At 60.2% G+C, this 17,216-nt stretch carries 10 protein-coding genes, 1 pseudogene and 1 other annotated feature; of the genes and pseudogenes, 5 read left to right on the top strand and 6 right to left on the bottom strand.

Features of this window, described 5'->3' with window-relative positions:
- Positions 1–266: 266 nt before the first annotated feature.
- Complete coding sequence (locus ABS761_RS07605; protein ID WP_350407517.1) at positions 267–2,105, bottom strand: phosphoenolpyruvate carboxykinase (GTP); 1,839 nt, start codon at positions 2,103–2,105, stop codon at positions 267–269.
- Between the two features lie 179 nt (positions 2,106–2,284).
- Positions 2,285–3,142 (bottom strand): metallophosphoesterase, encoded by an 858-nt coding sequence (locus ABS761_RS07600; RefSeq protein WP_350407516.1) that lies wholly within the window; start codon positions 3,140–3,142, stop codon positions 2,285–2,287.
- Positions 3,143–3,225: 83 nt separating this feature from the next.
- Between ABS761_RS07600 and ABS761_RS07595 the strand changes: the two genes are divergently transcribed.
- The 5 genes from ABS761_RS07595 (at position 3,226) to ABS761_RS07575 (ending at position 11,351) form a co-directional block, all read left to right on the top strand.
- A complete protein-coding gene (locus tag ABS761_RS07595) occupies positions 3,226–4,686 on the top strand; it encodes a porin family protein (protein ID WP_350407515.1) in 1,461 nt (486 codons plus the stop codon).
- Positions 4,673–6,235 carry a FecR family protein gene (locus ABS761_RS07590; RefSeq protein ID WP_350407514.1) on the top strand — a complete coding sequence of 521 codons (1,563 nt, stop codon included), beginning with the start codon at positions 4,673–4,675 and terminating at the stop codon, positions 6,233–6,235. The genes ABS761_RS07595 and ABS761_RS07590 overlap by 14 nt, the downstream gene beginning before the upstream one ends.
- Before the next feature lie 4 nt (positions 6,236–6,239).
- Positions 6,240–8,489, top strand: coding sequence for a CHASE2 domain-containing protein (locus ABS761_RS07585; protein WP_350407513.1), 2,250 nt, complete (start codon positions 6,240–6,242; stop codon positions 8,487–8,489).
- Positions 8,486–9,994, top strand: coding sequence for a cyclic nucleotide-binding domain-containing protein (locus ABS761_RS07580; RefSeq protein WP_350407512.1), 1,509 nt, complete (start codon positions 8,486–8,488; stop codon positions 9,992–9,994). Before ABS761_RS07585 ends, ABS761_RS07580 begins: the two co-directional genes overlap by 4 nt.
- Before the next feature lie 247 nt (positions 9,995–10,241).
- Positions 10,242–11,351: a site-specific integrase gene (locus ABS761_RS07575; RefSeq protein WP_350407511.1), complete on the top strand. Its 1,110-nt coding sequence runs from the start codon at positions 10,242–10,244 to the stop codon at positions 11,349–11,351.
- A 220-nt stretch (positions 11,352–11,571) separates the two neighbouring features.
- On the opposite strand, the pseudogene ABS761_RS07570 reads toward ABS761_RS07575, so the two are convergent.
- The 4 genes and pseudogenes from ABS761_RS07570 to ABS761_RS07555 all read right to left on the bottom strand — a co-directional run.
- Positions 11,572–11,727 (bottom strand): annotated as a pseudogene (locus ABS761_RS07570) (ATP-binding protein); the annotation flags it as partial.
- 39 nt (positions 11,728–11,766) lie between these two features.
- Positions 11,767–12,995 (bottom strand): IS3 family transposase gene (locus tag ABS761_RS07565; protein ID WP_350407510.1). Its coding sequence is split into 2 segments (ribosomal slippage): positions 11,767–12,716 and positions 12,716–12,995, totalling 1,230 coding nucleotides; the frame shifts between segments, so codons are not numbered across the junction.
- Positions 12,601–12,717: a sequence feature (AL1L pseudoknot), on the bottom strand. (Overlaps the previous gene by 117 nt.)
- Before the next feature lie 92 nt (positions 12,996–13,087).
- A complete protein-coding gene (locus tag ABS761_RS07560) occupies positions 13,088–14,932 on the bottom strand; it encodes a UvrD-helicase domain-containing protein (protein WP_350407509.1) in 1,845 nt (614 codons plus the stop codon).
- A complete protein-coding gene (locus tag ABS761_RS07555; protein WP_350407508.1) occupies positions 14,929–17,202 on the bottom strand; it encodes an AAA family ATPase in 2,274 nt (757 codons plus the stop codon). The genes ABS761_RS07560 and ABS761_RS07555 overlap by 4 nt, the downstream gene beginning before the upstream one ends.
- Positions 17,203–17,216: the final 14 nt, after the last annotated feature.

Raw genomic sequence — 17,216 nt, 5'->3', positions numbered from 1 at the left:
CTCCTGACGGTCGGCGCGGGCGACCGCGCCGGTTCGCCTGGCTGATCGTGCCTTGTCCACGGCCTCTGGCGCAGTGCTGATCCAAAGGCCGGCTGATCCGGAGATTCAGTGTATGTGCCCTGCGGGCAGATATCTATTGCATTATTTGGGCCAAACCCATGCGCTGAGCGCATGACGACCCAGGGCCGGAACGCGTGCCGGCGCCCAGAGGCCGCACGGTTACCCCGCGCCGGGACGCGGGCTTTGGCGTTCCGAGCCGGACGGTCCTAGCCCAACCGCTCAGCAAGGTCCGCGCGATGGTCGCGCAATGAGGGCGGCAGGCCCCGCGCGAGCCGGTCGAATAATTCAGCATGCAAGGCCAGTTCCTTGCGCCAGGCCTCCTCATCGATGGCGGTGATCCGAGCGAAGGCATCCCGGCTGAAATCCAGGCCGTCCCAGGCGATGTCCTCATAGCGCGGGGTCGTGCCCAGCAGCGACTCGCTGCCGCCAGCGGCGCCCTCGATGCGCTCGAGCATCCATTTCAACACCCGCATGTTCTCGCCGAACCCGGGCCAGATAAAGTGGCCGTCATCGTCGGTCTGGAACCAGTTGACGGCAAAGAAGCGCGGCAGCGTCGCACCCGCCGCCTGGAGCCTCTCGCCCAGCGCCAGCCAATGGGCGAAATAATCGCTCATGTTGTAGCCGCAGAATGGCAGCATGGCGAAAGGGTCCCGGCGAACCACGCCCTGTGCGCCGACGGCCGCGGCCGTAGTCTGCGAGCCCAGCGTCGCCGCCATGTACACGCCCTCCACCCAGTTGCGGGCCTCGGTCACCAGCGGCACCGTGTCGGCGCGACGCCCCCCCACGATGAACGCATCAATGGCAACACCCTCGGGGTTGTCCCATTCCGGATCGATGGCGGGATTTTGCTCGGCCGCCACCGTGAAGCGCGCATTGGGATGCGCCGCCTTGCGCCCGCAGTCAGGCGTCCAGTCCTTGCCTTGCCAGTCGATGCAATGCGCGGGCGCCGGCCCCATGCCCTCCCACCAGACGTCGCCGTCGTCGGTCAGCGCCACGTTGGTGAACAGCACATTCCCGCGCAGCGAGGCCATGCAGTTGTAGTTGGTCCTTTCATTGGTGCCCGGCGCGACGCCGAAATAGCCGGCTTCGGGATTGATGGCCCGCAGCCGGCCGTCGAGCCCCGGCTTGATCCAGGCGATATCGTCGCCGATGGTGGTGACCTTCCATCCCGGCAGCGATGCGGGCGGAATCATCATGGCGAAATTGGTCTTGCCGCAGGCCGAGGGGAACGCCGCGGCGACATGCATCTTTTTGCCCTGGGGCGAGGTCACCCCAAGGATGAGCATGTGCTCGGCAAGCCAGCCTTCCTCGCGGCCCATGTTCGAGGCGATACGCAAGGCGAAGCATTTCTTGCCCAGCAGGGCATTGCCGCCATAGCCCGAACCGAAGGACCAGATCTCGCGGGTCTCGGGGTAATGAACGATGTACTTGGTCTCGTTGCATGGCCAGGGCACGTCGGCCTCGCCGGGCTGCAGCGGTTTACCCACGGAGTGCACGCAGGGCACGAAATCGCCATCGGCACCGAGCACGTCGTAGACCTTGCGGCCCATGCGCGTCATGATGCGCATGTTGGCCACGACATAGGGCGAGTCGGTGAGCTCGACGCCGATGTGGGCGATCGGGGAGCCCAGCGGTCCCATGGAAAACAGGATGACATACAGGGTGCGGCCTCGCATGCACCCCTCAAAGAGGCCATCGAGCGTCTCTCGCATCTGCGCCGGCGGCGCCCAATTGTTGGTGGGGCCCGCGTCCTCCCGTTGTTCCGAACAAATGAAGGTGCGGTCCTCGACCCGCGCCACATCGTCCGGATCCGACCAGGCCAAGTAGGAATTGGGCCGCTTTGCGGGGTTGAGCCTGCGTAGCGTCCCCGCCTGCACCAGGCCTTCGCACAGCCGGTCGTATTCCTCGCTCGAACCATCGCACCATTCGATGCGGTCGGGCTGGGTCAGTGCGGCGATCTTTTGTACCCAGGCCTTCAGGCGCTCGTGGCGCACCCAGTCCGGCGCCCCGGTCATCATTGTCGATTGTGGATTGGCAGCGTTCATGAAATGGGTCTCCTCCCTGGTTTTCCAACCATGGCCAATCTCGTAGTGTATACGCATGCTATGGCGCCTCGGCCCACATATCGGGAGGTCACGCCGATGTCGGCCCGTTTCGCCAATCCAAGGCGAGAGTCTGCCGCAGGCACGATATCCACGCCGGGGGTTTCCTCGATGAGACGCTTCTAATAGCCCGCGCTGTCCAGGCTGGGCTTCAAGCCCAGGCCATCGACACGGCTCACCCCTGTATCCAAGCGGCCGTCGGGATGCAGCACCAGCCAGCGGTAGCCGGGCGCCGCGCTGTCCAGGCTGAATGTCCGGCTGCCGGGGGTGAACTGCACGCAGGTCGACGGCGTGGACAACAGGCGCAGGCCGCGGCGCGCAGGCGGCCTGACCCCGGGGGATTGCCGCCCGGCCCGATCGGCGCACTCGTGGAAGCCGTCATATTCCTGATGCACATGCCCCCAGAGGAGCGCCCGGACCCGCGGCAATCGCTCGAGGATGTCGAACAGGGCCGACGCGTTGGCGATCGTCATCGTGTCCAGCCACGCGCTGCCCATGGCGATGGGGTTGTGGTGCAGCGCGACCAGTATGTGCTTGTCATGCGCCTCTTGTGCCGCCGAAAGCAACAGCTCGAGTTGCGCCTCGGCCAGACGCCCGGCATTGGAGCCCGGAACCCGGGTATCCAGCATGATCAGCCGCCAGCGCCCGATATCCTTGACGGGATCGGCCTGCTCGCCCCAGGCCTGGTGAAAGGCTTGCCCCGCATCGTGGTTTCCGGGCAGTCCGCGCAAAGGGGCGGGCACATCGGCGGCCAGCCGCAGAAATCGTTGCTGCGCGGCCAGGCTGCCGTCCTGGCTGATGTCCCCGGTTGCCAGGAGCAGGCCAATGTCCGGCTGGTACTCGATGATATGCCGCAGCACCCCGCGCAGGCTGGCGTCGGTCTGGACGCCCAGCAAGCATCCCGAGGGATCTTCGTACAAGTGCGGATCCGTCACCTGTACGACAACAATGGACTGGTCCGGGGGGGGAGTGTCTTTCATTTTGAAAATCTCGCGGGATACCGGCTGTTTTAGCGGAAATCACCGTAGATAAAGTATAAAAGATTGCAACTTAACATAGCTTCATGGAAAATGATGGTTTAATCAGAATTTCTAATAAAAAGCAGTCCCGGCGGGGCAGGGGAAAGCAGATGATTGACCGGCTTGCAGGGATGCGGCAAGGGGGGCGGGCTTGCGCGCTTTTTCTATGTGCGGGCTTGGCCACATGGGGAATGGGTCAGGCGATGGCGCAACCCACGCCCTCATCCGTCTGGCTCCAGACCCATCAGGACGCGCTTGCTCAGGCCAGGGACTGGCTGAATGCCGGGCAGGCGGGAACCGCCCACCGGATCCTGCTGCCCTTGCAGGATGACCTTTCCGGGGAGCCTTCCTACGACTTCCTCTTCGGACAGGCGTCCCTGGGCACTGGTCACGGAACCCAGGCCGCGTTTGCCTTCGAGCGTTGTTTATCGGTGCAACCCGACAACGGCTTATGCCGCCTAGGCATGGCTCGTGCCCATATGGCGCTGACCGAAACAGACAGCGCCCGCCTCGAACTCGACACCCTGGCCCAGTCCGCCCCTCCGGTTCAGCTCGCGTCGGTGATCACCGACTATCTCGATGAGCTCACGGGCACCGAGTCCGGGCACGACGATACCCGTCTGCGCTCGTATGTGCAGCTAGGGATAGGGTATGACAGCAACATCAATAACGCGACGTCACAAGACAGTCTTGCGATACCGCTGTTCAACAACCAGCGGATGCGCTTGAGCCGCGAAGGGCGCGAGCGGGCCAGCGGATTCAATCAGGCGGCATTCAATATCCGTTACTCGACGCCTCTGAATAGCAATTGGCGTTTCATCGCCGACGGCAACGTGTCCGGCACAGGATACTGGAACACACACGACTACAACAGCGCGGTGGCCGATGCCGGGGTGGGCCTCACCTACAAGACCTCCCGCCATCAATTCACGGGCAAACTCCTGGGCCAGTACTACAACCTGGGTGGCCACGACTATCGCAACCTGCTCGGTGTATTGGGTCAATACGCGTATACGGTTTCAGACAGCGCCGAGTTCAGTGCCTTTGGCCAGGTCAGTGAACTGCGCTACCCCTCGATGGGCGAGCGCGACGCGCATCGCTATGTCGGCGGCGTGTCCTGGGCCCAAGGCCTGGCCGCGAATCGCGCGGTCGTGTATGCCAGCGTGTATGCCGGGCGGGAGCTCAACAAGCACTCGAGCGCCCCGGACAATTTCCAGCATGCTTTCCATGGCCTGCGCCTGGGCGGCATGGTGATGGCGACGCCCCGCACCCAGATCGAGGCGGGCGTCGGCGCGGAGCGCCGCCGCTACGACGGGCAGGAAATCCTCTTTCTCGAGTCTCGCACCGAGACTCATTACGATGCGTATCTCGGCGTCAATCATGCGCTGAATCGCAAGCTGTCGCTGCGCCCCCAGTATCGCTTTGCGGCCAGTGATTCTTCCATCCCACTGTTTGATTATCAACGGCATACCCTCACCATGAGTTTGCGCTATGAGTTTTTCTGATTCTTTGTGGAAAGCCAGGGCGCAGGCCGGGCCTTACGGGGATGCGTGCGTGCGGCGGGTTTTTCACTGGCTGGCGGCGGCCGTGTTCGGCGCGCTCATGCTGCAGGCGCCGGCGGCGGCCGAGATCGCGGCACGCGTCAATTTCACCAGCGGGGTGGTGACCGCAACGGCCTCAGGCTCGGCCTCCAGGCCGTTGCAAAAGGGCGCGGATATCTTCGGCGGCGATACGATAGACACGGCCGAGAACGGCCGCGCGCAGATGCGCTTCACCGACGGCGGTCTGGTCTCGCTGATGCCGAACACCACCTTCTCGGTGGATGAGTACCAGCACCAGGACCAGGCCCAGGAGGACGGTTCCCTAGTGTTCGGCATGGTGCGTGGCGGCCTGCGCACGATCACAGGCTCGATCGGAAAAGTCCGGCACGAGCGCTATCAACTGAAAACGTCCGTCGCGACATTGGGCATCCGCGGCACGGAATATATCGCGGTCCTCAATCCGCCCAATACCTTGCGGGTGCACGTCGGCAAGGGCAAGGTCGTGATCACGAACGACCAGGGCACCCTCGAGGTGCCCGAGGGACGGAACGCGGAGGTGACCCTGGGCACGGCGCCCCGGTTCACCGAGCAGGGGCCGCTATACCTGGCCACTGCCGTCGGAGGCGACAAGGCCGAGACCCTGCGGCTGATCGACCAGGATCCTTATGGCCTGGACGTCACGCAGGATCTTCCCTTGTCTCACACATTGGTAGCGGGTGCCGCCATCGGGCCGGCGGGATCAACCCCGCCGCCGTCCGGGCCGCCTAGTCCCCCCACCCCGTCGCCCTTCCTACCTGACGGGCTTGGCTACCGCTTAGCCGGATTTACAGCCGGACCGGCCTACTACTTATCCACCGATCCCAATGATTTCGGGGTGCAGTTCGACCCCAGTTCGGGGGCAGTGACAAGCGTTAGCGGTCTATTGGAATATGACATCGGCAGCCTGCAGGTAGAGCCGAGCACGCTGGGTACGCTCGGTCATGTCAGCTGGGGCGAGTTCACCGATGGCAGCGGCACATTGAATGGCCTGCCCACCGTGCCCAGCACCCCCAACGTCACGCTAGGGCAAGGGCAGTACCTTCCTTACATCATTGGCTCGGTCGCCGCGCAGATCCCGCTGGGGGGCATCCTGAGCTACCAATTGGCGGGCGGGTCGGCGGCCCGAGGCCTGAATATGATGTCCGGTCAGGTTGGCACGCTGGATGCCTTCAACCTTCAGATCGATTTGAGTTCGACGCCGACCTATGGCTTTGACATGCAGGTGAGCATGCCCGGCGTTGTCTACAACGCAATGACACCCTCGGGGACACCCCTGTCCAGCTTCAGTCATACGACCGGGGCCTTCGATTTCACGGCCGCCTCAGTCACAGGCACCCAGTGCACCACGGTCGGGTGCACCGCCAATGTCGATGGTTTCCTGGCCGGTCCGAACGCCGAGCAAGCAGGGGTGTCCTACCACATAAGCAGCCCCAACGGCGAAGAAGTGATAGGCACGGCCGGGCTGACTCAGTAAAACATTGAGCGCGAAGACCCCCTGGCCCTGGATGCGGCGCCGCTGGCAATTATTGGCCGGCGCGCTGCTGGTCGGGGCGCTGGTGTCCATCCACTTTCTAAACCCACACGACCCGGCGCGCAGTGCCGTCATCACGCGTCTCGATTCCCTACTGTATGACTGGCGCTTCCAGGCCCTGCCGCCACAAAGGCCCGCGCGCATTCCCATCGTCATCATCGACGTGGACGAATCAACGCTGCAGCGCGAGGGCCGCTGGCCCTGGGATCGCGCGAAGGTGGCTGACCTGATCCTGGCCCTGCAGGATCGCGGGGCCGCCTTAATCGGATTCGACGCGGTATTTTCCGAGCCGGGCGTGAATCCGGCGCAGTCATTGCTAGAGGCCGTCGATTGGGCACCCGACATGCGCCAGGCCTTGCTGGACCTGGTCCCGGCATTCGACGGGGATACGATCTTGGCGAACACCCTGGGCAGCAAGGTGATGCTGGGTTATTTTTTTCATGCGGACGGCGGCAAGACCGGCGTCCTGCCCTTTCCGTTCCTGGAACTGTCCGCCGAGGACGCCGCCGCGTCCCCGCTCTTGAGCATGCCGGATTTCACCAGCAATCCAGAGCCGCTGACCGCCAATGCCCTGAGCGCCGGCTTCATCGTCGCGATCCCGGACGCCGACGGCATCGTGCGGCGCATGCCGCTGGCGATACAGCATGAAAACGGCGTCTATGCCTCGCTGGCGCTGGAGATGTCGCGGGTGGCCCTGGGTGCGCCATGGGTAAAGCTCATATCCGCCGAGGCGGGTGCGCGCAGGCTGGTGGCCGGCGTACAAGTCGGAAACCGCGTGCAAGTGCCTGTCGATGCTCAGGCGCAGTTACTCGTGCCCTATCGCGGCAAGGCGGGCTCCTACCCGGTGATCCCGGCGACCCACGTGTTGCGCGGCGATGCCCCCTCCGAGCTGTTGCAGCAGCTTGACGGTGCCCTCGTCCTCGTGGGCACCTCGGCCCTGGGCCTGGGCGACCTGCGCACCATCCCCTTACAGACCGCGTATCCCGGTGTCGAAGCGCATGCCAACGTCCTGGATGCGATTTTACAGGCGGCCCTGGGCGAGAACGTCTTCTACTACACACCCGACTGGGAGCCAGGGGCCACATTCCTGATGGTCCTGATATCGGGATTGTTGCTCATGCTCGCGTTGCCGGGCCGATCACCCACCTGGATGCTGATGGTCTCGGCGGGGTGGGTGGGTCTGGTCCTCGGAGTCAACTTGCTGCTGTGGCGTTACGCCCATATCGCGCTGCCTCTGGCCATGACCTTGCTGATGGTGTTCTGCCTGACCGCGTTCAACGTGATAGCCGGCTACCTGAGGACCAACCGGCAAAAGCACGCCATCCAGGACCTGTTCGGCGAGTATGTTCCGCCCGCCTATGTGGAACGCATGGTGATGCAGCCCGATCTGGTGTCGCTGGAGAGCGAACAGCGCGAGATGACGGTGCTGTTTGCCGACATACAGGGCTTTACCACGATCTCGGAATCGCTGTCGGCGGCTGAACTCAAGCATCTACTGAACGTATACCTGTCCGCCGTCACCCGGGTGATCTTTGACCATCAGGGTACGATAGACAAGTACGTCGGCGACATGGTGATGGCGTTCTGGAATGCGCCGCTGGACGATCCGCATCACGCCCGGCATGCCGTTGGCGCGTCCCTCGCCATGCAGCGTCGCATGATCGGCTTGCGCGGCGAGTTCCAGGCCTTGGGGCTGCCGGCCTTCGAAATCGGGCTTGGACTGAGCACCGGCCCGATGAGCGTCGGCGACATGGGGTCCAGCTACCGGCGGGCCTACACGGTGCTGGGCGACACCGTGAATCTGGGTTCGCGCATTGAAAGCATGACCCGCCACTATGGCTTGCCGGTGCTGGTGTCCGACACGACCCGCCGCCAGGCCGACGAATTCCTGTATCGTCCAGTGGATCGCATCCGCGTCAAGGGCAAGACCAGGCCCGTAGAGATCTTCCAGCCGATCTGCCCGCTCTCAGAGGCCACCGACGGGCTGCGGACCCGGGTCGCGGCCTTTGCCGCCGCAGTCGATGATTACCGCGCTCGCCGCTGGCCGGCGGCCCGGGCCAGGCTCGAGTCCCTGCTGAACGACGATCCCGAGCATGAGACCCTCTATTCGATCTATCTGTCCAGAATGACCGACACAGACCCTGTCTCGCTGCCAGCGGATTGGCCAGCGATTTTCGATCACGAGAACAAATCATGACCGCATACTGGGCAATTTTCCTCGACCACCTGCATCAGGCTTGGCTGCCCCATTACGTCCCGGCCATGGCTTGTATCATCGTACTGGGCATGACCCTGACCCGGGTCACGCGGCGCGCGCTGCCATTCGCGCTGCGGATGCTGCTGCTGTTCGTCGCCCTGGTGGTGATGGGTGCGGCAAGCGCCGCCACAGGCTCGGCAAGCCTGGCCAAGGGCTTTTCCCAGTTGGCCGTCCTCGTGCTGGGCATGACATTGATACGCCAAGGCGGCTTCATGGTGTTCCGGCTGCTGGTGCCCCGGCTGGGCATGCGCCCGCCCCGGATTCTCGAGGAACTGCTGATTTTCCTGGGCTATATCGTCTGGCTGCTGTTGCGCCTGTCGGCCGAGGGACTGGATCTGGGCAGCCTCGTCGCCAGTACGGCGGTGCTGACAGCGGTGCTGGCATTCGCCATGCAGGACACCCTGGGAAACATTCTCTCCGGACTGGCCCTGCAGCTGGACCATTCCATCCATATCGGGGATTGGATACAGCTCGACACCATGAGCGGTCGGGTCGTCGAGGTCCAGTGGCGGCATACCGCCGTGCGCACCTTGTTCGGAGAACTGGTGCTGATCCCCAATAGCCATCTGATGAAATCCAGGATCACGCTCACCGGCGGCCCGTCGTCGCCAGCGCGCGTGCGCCTCGTCAATTTCTATTGCGGCTTCGACATGCCGTCCGGTCGTGTCATCGACGAAGTGCAAAAGGCGCTGGCGCAGGCCGATTTGCCTGGCATCGCCAAGGACCCCGCGCCAAGCTGCATCGTGAGCGATTTCGTCGATGGCATGCTGCAGTACACCGTGCGCTACCTTCTGACGGACCCAGAGACGCCAGGCACCTGCGACTCCTTGATTCGCCAACACCTGCATGCACTGTTTCGGCGGCAGGGCTGGCGCATGGCGGCACCTCGCCGGGACATCCACCGCGCGGCGAATGCAGCGATGGCGGGTGAACCGCGCGAATCAGACCTCAACGGGCTCGAGTCTGTGCTCGCCGGGCTGCCGCTATTCAGCATGCTGACCCCGGACGAGCGCCGACAACTGGCAGGGCAACTGCGGGCAACCCCCTACGCCACGGGTTCCACCATCGCGCGACAGGGCGAGGTGGGGGATTGCCTGTTCATCCTGGTACGCGGGCAGGTGGACGTCTGGCTGGACGGCGAGGACGGGCGCCACCCCTTGGCCGTGCTCGAACCCATACAGATCATGGGGGAAATGAGCGTATTGACAGGCGAGCCCCGCAGTGCGACGCTCAGTGCGCGCGGGGAGGTGGAGTGCTATGCCTTGAGCAAGGAAGCCTTCCAGATCATGCTGCAAAACCGCCCCGAACTCGCCGACTCATTCGCCCACCTGCTGGCCGAGCGCAACGAGCAGCGCAGCACGCTGCAACAAGAATTGCGGGAAACCCGGACGGTGCAGCGACAAGATGCCATATTGACACGCATCCGCAGCCTGTTTCGCCTCTGATCCCGTTCCCGGGGTGGAGCCTGGAGCCACCCAGGGATTGCTGAAGATCACCCCAAATCGACATCTAGAACGAACAAGAGCCATATCAGCTAAATGCTTGATATGGCTCTTAAATTCTGGTGGGCGGTACTGGGTTCGAACCAGTGACCCCTGCCGTGTGAAGGCATGGTCATTCATCCAAATAATGGCTTAAATAAACAGCGTACGTATAATATACTCATTTATTGGGACACATTTGGGACAATGAATGGGCACGATCACCAAACGAGGGGAGCTTCAATGGCAGGCCAAGGTACGACGCAAAGGCTTTCCGTCCCAGTCCCGCACCTTCATGTACAAGGAGGATGCGGAGAAGTGGGTGCGCACCATCGAACGGGAGCTGGAGACCTCAGGCTTTGTTGACCGAAAGGAGGCGGACAAAACGTCTCTCGCCAGCATCCTGAAACGCTACCAGAAGGAAGTCACTCCAAGCAAGAAATCAGCCGAAATCGAATCCATCAAGATCAACGTCCTGCTACGCGATAAGACTCTTGCCTCACTCAAGATGACAGCGGTCAGCAGCACTGAGATCGCGAAATGGCGGGATCGCCGCCTGAAAGAAGTCACTGGTGCCACGGTCAACCGGGAAATCAACCTGCTTTCCGCAGTGCTGAATCATGCCCGGCGTGAATGGGGTATTCACGTCGAAAACCCCTTCCCCTACGTGAAGCGACCAGAACACTCCCGGCCCAGAGAACGCAGGCTTTCCCCTGACGAACAGCGCTACCTGTTCGCCGCCCTAACTTGTGGTGAAGAAAGAAACGCCAACGGCACCCTGGCAGCAGGCATCCGCAATCCATGGATCCTGCCTCTCGTACAGCTCGCCCTGGAGACCGCCATGCGACGTGGGGAGCTATTGTCGCTGCAATGGGAGCATGTCGATTTGGAGCGTCAGACAGCGTACCTGCCTGACACAAAGAATGGCGACTCCCGCACAGTTCCCCTTTCGACACGTGCCGTAGCGATTTTGCAAAGAGTACCGTCCTATCCCAAAACCGAGCCGGGTAAGCCAAAACCATCAGCGTCTGGCCCCGTTTTCAAAACCACTGCAGCCGCGTTGAAGAAGGGTTATGTCAGAGCCATCGAACGCGCGAAAGAGAAATATATCTCGGACTGCCAAAGTACTGGGACTCCACCTCTTCCCGGCTTTCTCGACGACCTGCATTTCCACGATATGCGCCATGAGGCCGCATCCCGTTTGGCGGATAAGCTACCGAATGTGCTTGAGTTATCAGCAGTGACTGGGCACCGCGATCTCAGAATGTTGAAGCGCTACTATCACCCAAGAGCTGAAGATCTGGCAAAAAAACTGGGCTAAGGCCATTAATCATCCCAGGAATCAGCTTGCAGAAAACCATTCCCACCCCAACATCAATCGACATAGAATATACTTTTAAATCAATATATTGCAGAATAAATCTTCGCTGACATCATAAAACACCCCGTGGAAAAGAACTAATTGTCAACGCCGGTTGAAAACTGACCCACTTTCGTCGGAATCGTCGGAGTAAAACTGACCCACCCCGGCATCAAAAAACCTAAGTCCTGATCTTGATATTCCCAGCTTTTCGCTTGTCCTTAAGCCGGTAACTTTCCCCGGCAATCTGCACGATATGGGCGTGATGCAGCAGACGGTCGAGCAAGGCAGCGGTCAGCGTCTGGTCCTCTGCGAAGCATGAGGACCACTGGCTGAATGAACCGCCCCGGGTTCCGTGGAGGCTGGTTGGTTTAAGTTAGGCCTCGACGGCGACCTTTTCAGTCAGTTGCCGATAATAATTTTCTTCAGCTTCCGCCGGTGGAATATAACCGATGGGCTCCAACAGGCGGTGGTGGTTGAACCACGAGACCCATTCGAGCGTAGCCAACTCCACGGATGCCTTGGTTTTCCAGGGGCCACGTCGATGAATCACTTCAGCCTTGTACAAGCCGTTGATGGTTTCCGCTAAGGCGTTGTCATAGCTGTCTCCGCGACTACCCACAGAGGGCTCAATACCGGCCTCGGCGAGCCGCTCTGTGTAGCGGATGGAGACGTATTGAGAACCCCTGTCGCTGTGGTGTACCAGACCACCGGTTTGCTGCGGCTGACGGTCATACAACGCCTGTTCCAAGGCATCGAGCACGAAGTCGGTATGCATGGAACTGCTGACACGCCAGCCCACAATCCGGCGGGCAAATACGTCAATGACGAAGGCCACATACAGCCAGCCTTGCCAGGTCGATACATAGGTAAAATCCGACACCCACAGTTGATTGGGACGGTCGGCCTTGAATTGGCGATTGACATGGTCTAGCGGGCAAGGTGCTGCGGTGTCGGCTACGGTGGTGCGCACCGTCTTGCCACGCCTGGCTCCCTGGATGCCCATGCGTCGCATCAACCGCTCTACCGTGCAGCGTGCCACGGCGTACTCTTCGCGATGAAGCTGACGCCAGACTTTATCCGCCCCATAGACCTTCATGTTCTTCTCCCAAACCCGGTGAATCTCGGGCATCAGAACCGCATCCGTCTTGGCGCGTGCGCACAGCAATTGCGGATTCCTTTGTTGTGCGGCATAACGTCGGTAGCCCGACGGGGCAATCTGCAAGACTTTGCAAAGTGGCTCGACCCCGTAGGTGTGCCGATGTTCGTCAATAAACCGCCGGATTACTTCAACCGGCGGTCGAGCTCCGCCTGGGCGAAAAAAGCGCTCGCCAGCTTCAAAATCTCATTGGCGCGGCGCAATTCCTTCACCTCGCGCTCCAATGCCTTGACGCGTTCCCGTTCGGCGCTAGGCACCCCATCGCGCACGCCTGCATCAACCTCATGCTTGCGCACCCATTCGTTCAAGGTTTGCGGTACACAGCCTATTTTCGGGGCAATCGATTCAATGGTCGCCCACAACGACGGATACTCGCCACGGTGTTCCTGCACCATACGCACGGCGCGCTCACGCATTTCAGGGGAAAACTTGTTTTGCTTCTTCATAGCTCCATTCTCTCAGAGGTTGGAGCCTCCACAAAATCCGGGGCGGTTCAAACAGCCTCCGCCGTATTGGTAGGAACCATCGAAGATGCCTGCTACGGTAGGCCAAGAAATATCTCCTCCGGCTTGAACCAGCCATTCATCAAGAGTTGATTTCTGACGTACTCAGGGCGCTCTGCGTAGGCAACCAAAGCAAGGGATCGTTCCGCACGGCTGCACGTGACGTAAAATAAACGACGCGTCGAAGCCGTCTGGTTGTCTTCTGCTCCGCCGCCGAAGAGCTTGTCGTATTTGAACAGGAATCCGCGTGCCTCGCGGTCGTCCATAATGACCATCACACGCGGAAATTCGAGGCCTTTCACCCCTTGATGGGTATCGAAACGAGCCTTACCGCCCACATATTTGGCATAAGCTCGCACCTGTCCGAATGGTACAGCCAAGAACGCCGCAACCCCCTTATCGCGGTCGGTTCGCTCTTCCTCCCCGTCGTTATCGGCCACCTCAATGTCGGCACCAGCCAGCACCACCTTGAAAAGATCTGGAATCTCGAACAGTCCGGTTTCAGCGACATTTTGAACAACTTCGCTGAACGTGACCGCCGGATTCCCATCAAGTAGCCCAACAAGGGCATCGACTCCGGCCTGCGCCTTGGCAAGTTGCTTAAATTGGTCATCAGCATTTTTCAATGCGCTCGCGCTAGCGAGCGGCGATGCCTCGCGAACGATCCGCGCGATACCAAACTTATCGTCTTTGGCATCCCAGAGCGGCAGGATCAGGTTCGAGAAGAAATTGACCAACGGAAGTGTCCCGTCGAGAAGCGCGGTTCGAAACTGTGCAATCGGATAGAGCGCTGCCAGCAGATCATCGAAGCCCATCCGGAGGGCTGCCATGCGGTGCTCTAGGATGAGGACCTTGACTGCGTCCTCATCCAACCAACCCCCATCTGTGGTGAGACCTGCCATGTGTGCACAGATCGCCTCCTCCGCTGCAGCCTTATCTGTTCCCTCAGAGGGAAACACGAACATCCGGACATGGCCTTCCTGAGCTACGCTGCAAGGAATCTGGGCTTGCTTATCAGTGGCTTCACGGACCTTGTTTATAAGTTCGATCACTCGCCGCGGGCATCTGAAGTTCAGCCTTTTCGTAGGAGTGGCCCAATCCGCAGGCAGATTTTCGCCGAGGCCCGGCTGACCATCACCATAGATGCGTTGCATCATATCTCCGAAGAGACCAACGACGACTTCGCTCTTGTGCGCGGCTTGGAAGGTAAACAGAGCCTCTAAAATATGTCGATTAGTGTCCTGGCTCTCATCGACTAGGATGTACGGATAGCCATCGCGCAGAATCTGCCGCAGCGTCGGTTTGGTCTGCACAAAGTCGCCAGCGAGCTTAAGCACCTCCGCGTGGTTGAGTGAGTCCCATCCACGGTTGTCGCTGTCTGGGCTGTAGACGAATTTCTTCGTGGTATCGAGCCGAGCAAGGCGCCTTTGCTTGGAAGCGATATCAGCGAGACGCTCCGAAGACGCCTTGGTGCCTGCGCGTCCCTTCGCCTCCTTGACTTGCAGATCCAGAATGTCGTCGTTCAGCGCGACACGCAGCCATTCTCTGATATCGTGATTGAATCCTTCGATCAGCGTCCAGGCGAAGCTATGGATCGTCGAGACGACAATTACAGAATCGAACTGGGTCCGGCGGATAATCTCATCGCGCGCCGCTTTCGTATATGTGATGACCGCGACTTTTTGGCCGCGCATTCTTAAACTCCCTCCCATCGTACTGCGCAGATGATCGAGCGCAGCTATCAGCGAGCGCGTCTTACCCGAGCCTGCTCCAGCAAATAGGAAGAAGCTCTGCGGTGCCTGGGGGTCGAGGCACTTTTTGAGCTCCTCGTCTACGTGCAGATCAAGGTCGTCGTTCGCTATCTCGGCTGCCGCAGTCATGCTGCACCGGCCTTCGGAGCAAGATCCGCTTCTTTGCGCTCAAGCTGTTCCTTCAGCCAAAGCAGTCCGTGTCCGATGTAGTCAGGGACGCTAAGCTTCTCGACATCATCGCTGAACAACAGTTCCAAGGCGAATTCAGCCTTGTTGCCATCGTCAATCGCTAGTGCCACCCTCGCTGCTAGGTCGCCAGCATCCTTCACATCATCGGCAATCTTCTGGAACTTGCCCGCAAGGCCTGTGGCCTTCCGTCCCTTAAAGTAGTCGAAGTTTCGATAAAATAACGCATCCTCGAACGTATTCGCGTGAATATTTACCTCGGTCGTTCCAATCTTTAATTTCGCACTGGTCTGGTAGGCCGAACGAACAGCATATCCATTAGGATAGACAAGCGCCTTATCCTTCTCCTCAAGCTTCATGAGGGCGTCGATTGATGTCTGATTTGGCACCCAGGTCCGCAGAGTTTCGTTGCGGGCCTCAAGCCCCCTACCCAACACTGGCCTCTCGACCTTGTTGGTATTTGGGTCTTTGGCGTCTAGATCGGTGACGATCAGTGTTGTCAGACCTAGCGCCTCCACAAGCTCTTTGAACCGATGCGCATGACTTCCGCCTACTTCGAGCCATGTGATGTAACAACTCCGCAGGTACTCGAACGCGTCGATCTGCCCCACGAAATGCGGCACCAAAACCCGCTCTGCGCTGCCCTCGATGAATATGGCTGCGTCAGCGAAAAACAGGTCACAATGCGTGGCCTTGAGGTAGCGAGCAACGAACTTGGCTGTCTGATCTGGTTTCCCGAACACCGACGAAAGGTTGATCACGCACGCGGTTGGGGTTTTGCGTTTCCCTGTAGGCGAAAGACGACGGAAGTAGCGTAGCGCAGCAAAATCACAGGCATGAGCGACGTGGCTGGAGTGTGTGCTCACAACGAGCTGCGTGCAAAAGTTGGGCGACTTTCCAAGTGCCGGATTGTTCCGCAAGACATCGTAAGCGTGCTTGATGAAGACCTGTTGCACCTGTGCATGAAGATAGGCTTCGGGCTCTTCCACCAACATCAGGTGCAACGGTGGCGGAGGCTTAGTATCGTCACCTGAGGCGGCTGCTTTCCCGACGCGCATCCACGCATCACGGCAGCTCATCAAACCAAAGACCATCGAGACAAGGTTCTGATAGCCAAGCCCATTGGAGTCTTCAGGCAGTCGATACGCCTGTCCGCCCGCCGCAGCTGGGATCTCATACTGAACCGCGGAATCGTGGCTCAAACCGTCCTGCAATTTGAGCTTGGTCGCGATTCTGAGCTTGGGGTCAGAGATGCCTGGATAACCAAGCCTCTGAAGTTCTTTCAGCGCTTTGTCGAACGACTCGGATAGCCTTTCGTCAAAGGCCTTGCGCGCCTTGTCGAGCGCTTCCATGGCCTTGATGTCGGACAATTCCGGAGTGTCCTGCCAGTCGAGATGATTGTCGTAGTAGGAGCGTAATTGCGTCGAGAGGCGGCGCCCACCCCTGGCTTCTGCGCCGGCATCGTCACGCTGAACGCGCGGAGTTGTAGGAGAGCCAAAGCCTCGCTGCGCACTGATCTCGTCAATCTGAATAAGGCCATCGAGCGGGTTTCCCTCGACGGGGTCCAAACCCTCCGGAAGAACCTGCATCTCAGCTAGGCCATCCTTAGGATCCACCAGTTTCGCGGGATCCAAGAGGTAGGCCTTCACCTTGAAAAAGGACCGCATACGCCGATCAAGGAAGTCAACCAAGTTCAGCGGCCAAAGTTCGAGCTGAGGCAGATCGCCTTTCCCTTCCGCAGCCTTGATCGCGGCAGCGGTAGTGTCAGCAGCTTTCGTTCTCGCGGCAATGTACTCTTGCTGAAATTTGGTTGGCTCATCGGGTTCGTACCGCAGCCGAACGCCAAGCGGCCCTGACTTCCAATCCAGCGTCGGAAGAAGTCTTTGCACGTAGTGCATCTCGCCATTTTCAACCTGCAGCCACACATCTAGCTGCGGCAGGAAGTTCAGAAGGCTCGGCGTCGGGAGCGCTTCTCCCGCCTTGATGGCTACCTCCCAGGCCTCCCCCTCAGCATTCAGCGATTGCCAGTGGGCAAGGCTAAAATCGTTGATGGTAAAACCCCGCGAATCAACAAGAAAACGGCGAAGCGCAGTCATCGCGGAGGTCTTGCCACTATTGTTCGCCCCAACGAACACAGTCTTCTCAGGGGCGAATGCAATCCGGGTAGCTACGAGCTTTCTGAAATTTCCGATTTCGACTTTCAGGATGCGCATGATTCTCCCCGCAG

It is taken from the genome of Castellaniella sp. GW247-6E4 (assembly GCF_040276065.1).
Taxonomy (GTDB): Bacteria; Pseudomonadota; Gammaproteobacteria; order Burkholderiales; family Burkholderiaceae_B; genus Castellaniella.
The sequence above is the reverse complement of the archived record's forward strand: the minus strand, read 5'-3'. Positions and strand labels throughout refer to the sequence as shown.

Coding starts and splice junctions, on each gene's coding strand:
- ABS761_RS07600 (WP_350407516.1), bottom strand. CDS start 3,142: ATGAAAGACACTCCCCCCCCGGACCAGTCCATTGTTGTCGTACAGGTG.
- ABS761_RS07580 (WP_350407512.1), top strand. CDS start 8,486: ATGACCGCATACTGGGCAATTTTCCTCGACCACCTGCATCAGGCTTGG.
- ABS761_RS07595 (WP_350407515.1), top strand. CDS start 3,226: ATGGAAAATGATGGTTTAATCAGAATTTCTAATAAAAAGCAGTCCCGG.
- ABS761_RS07605 (WP_350407517.1), bottom strand. CDS start 2,105: ATGAACGCTGCCAATCCACAATCGACAATGATGACCGGGGCGCCGGAC.
- ABS761_RS07575 (WP_350407511.1), top strand. CDS start 10,242: ATGGGCACGATCACCAAACGAGGGGAGCTTCAATGGCAGGCCAAGGTA.
- ABS761_RS07560 (WP_350407509.1), bottom strand. CDS start 14,932: ATGACTGCGGCAGCCGAGATAGCGAACGACGACCTTGATCTGCACGTA.
- ABS761_RS07590 (WP_350407514.1), top strand. CDS start 4,673: ATGAGTTTTTCTGATTCTTTGTGGAAAGCCAGGGCGCAGGCCGGGCCT.
- ABS761_RS07555 (WP_350407508.1), bottom strand. CDS start 17,202: ATGCGCATCCTGAAAGTCGAAATCGGAAATTTCAGAAAGCTCGTAGCT.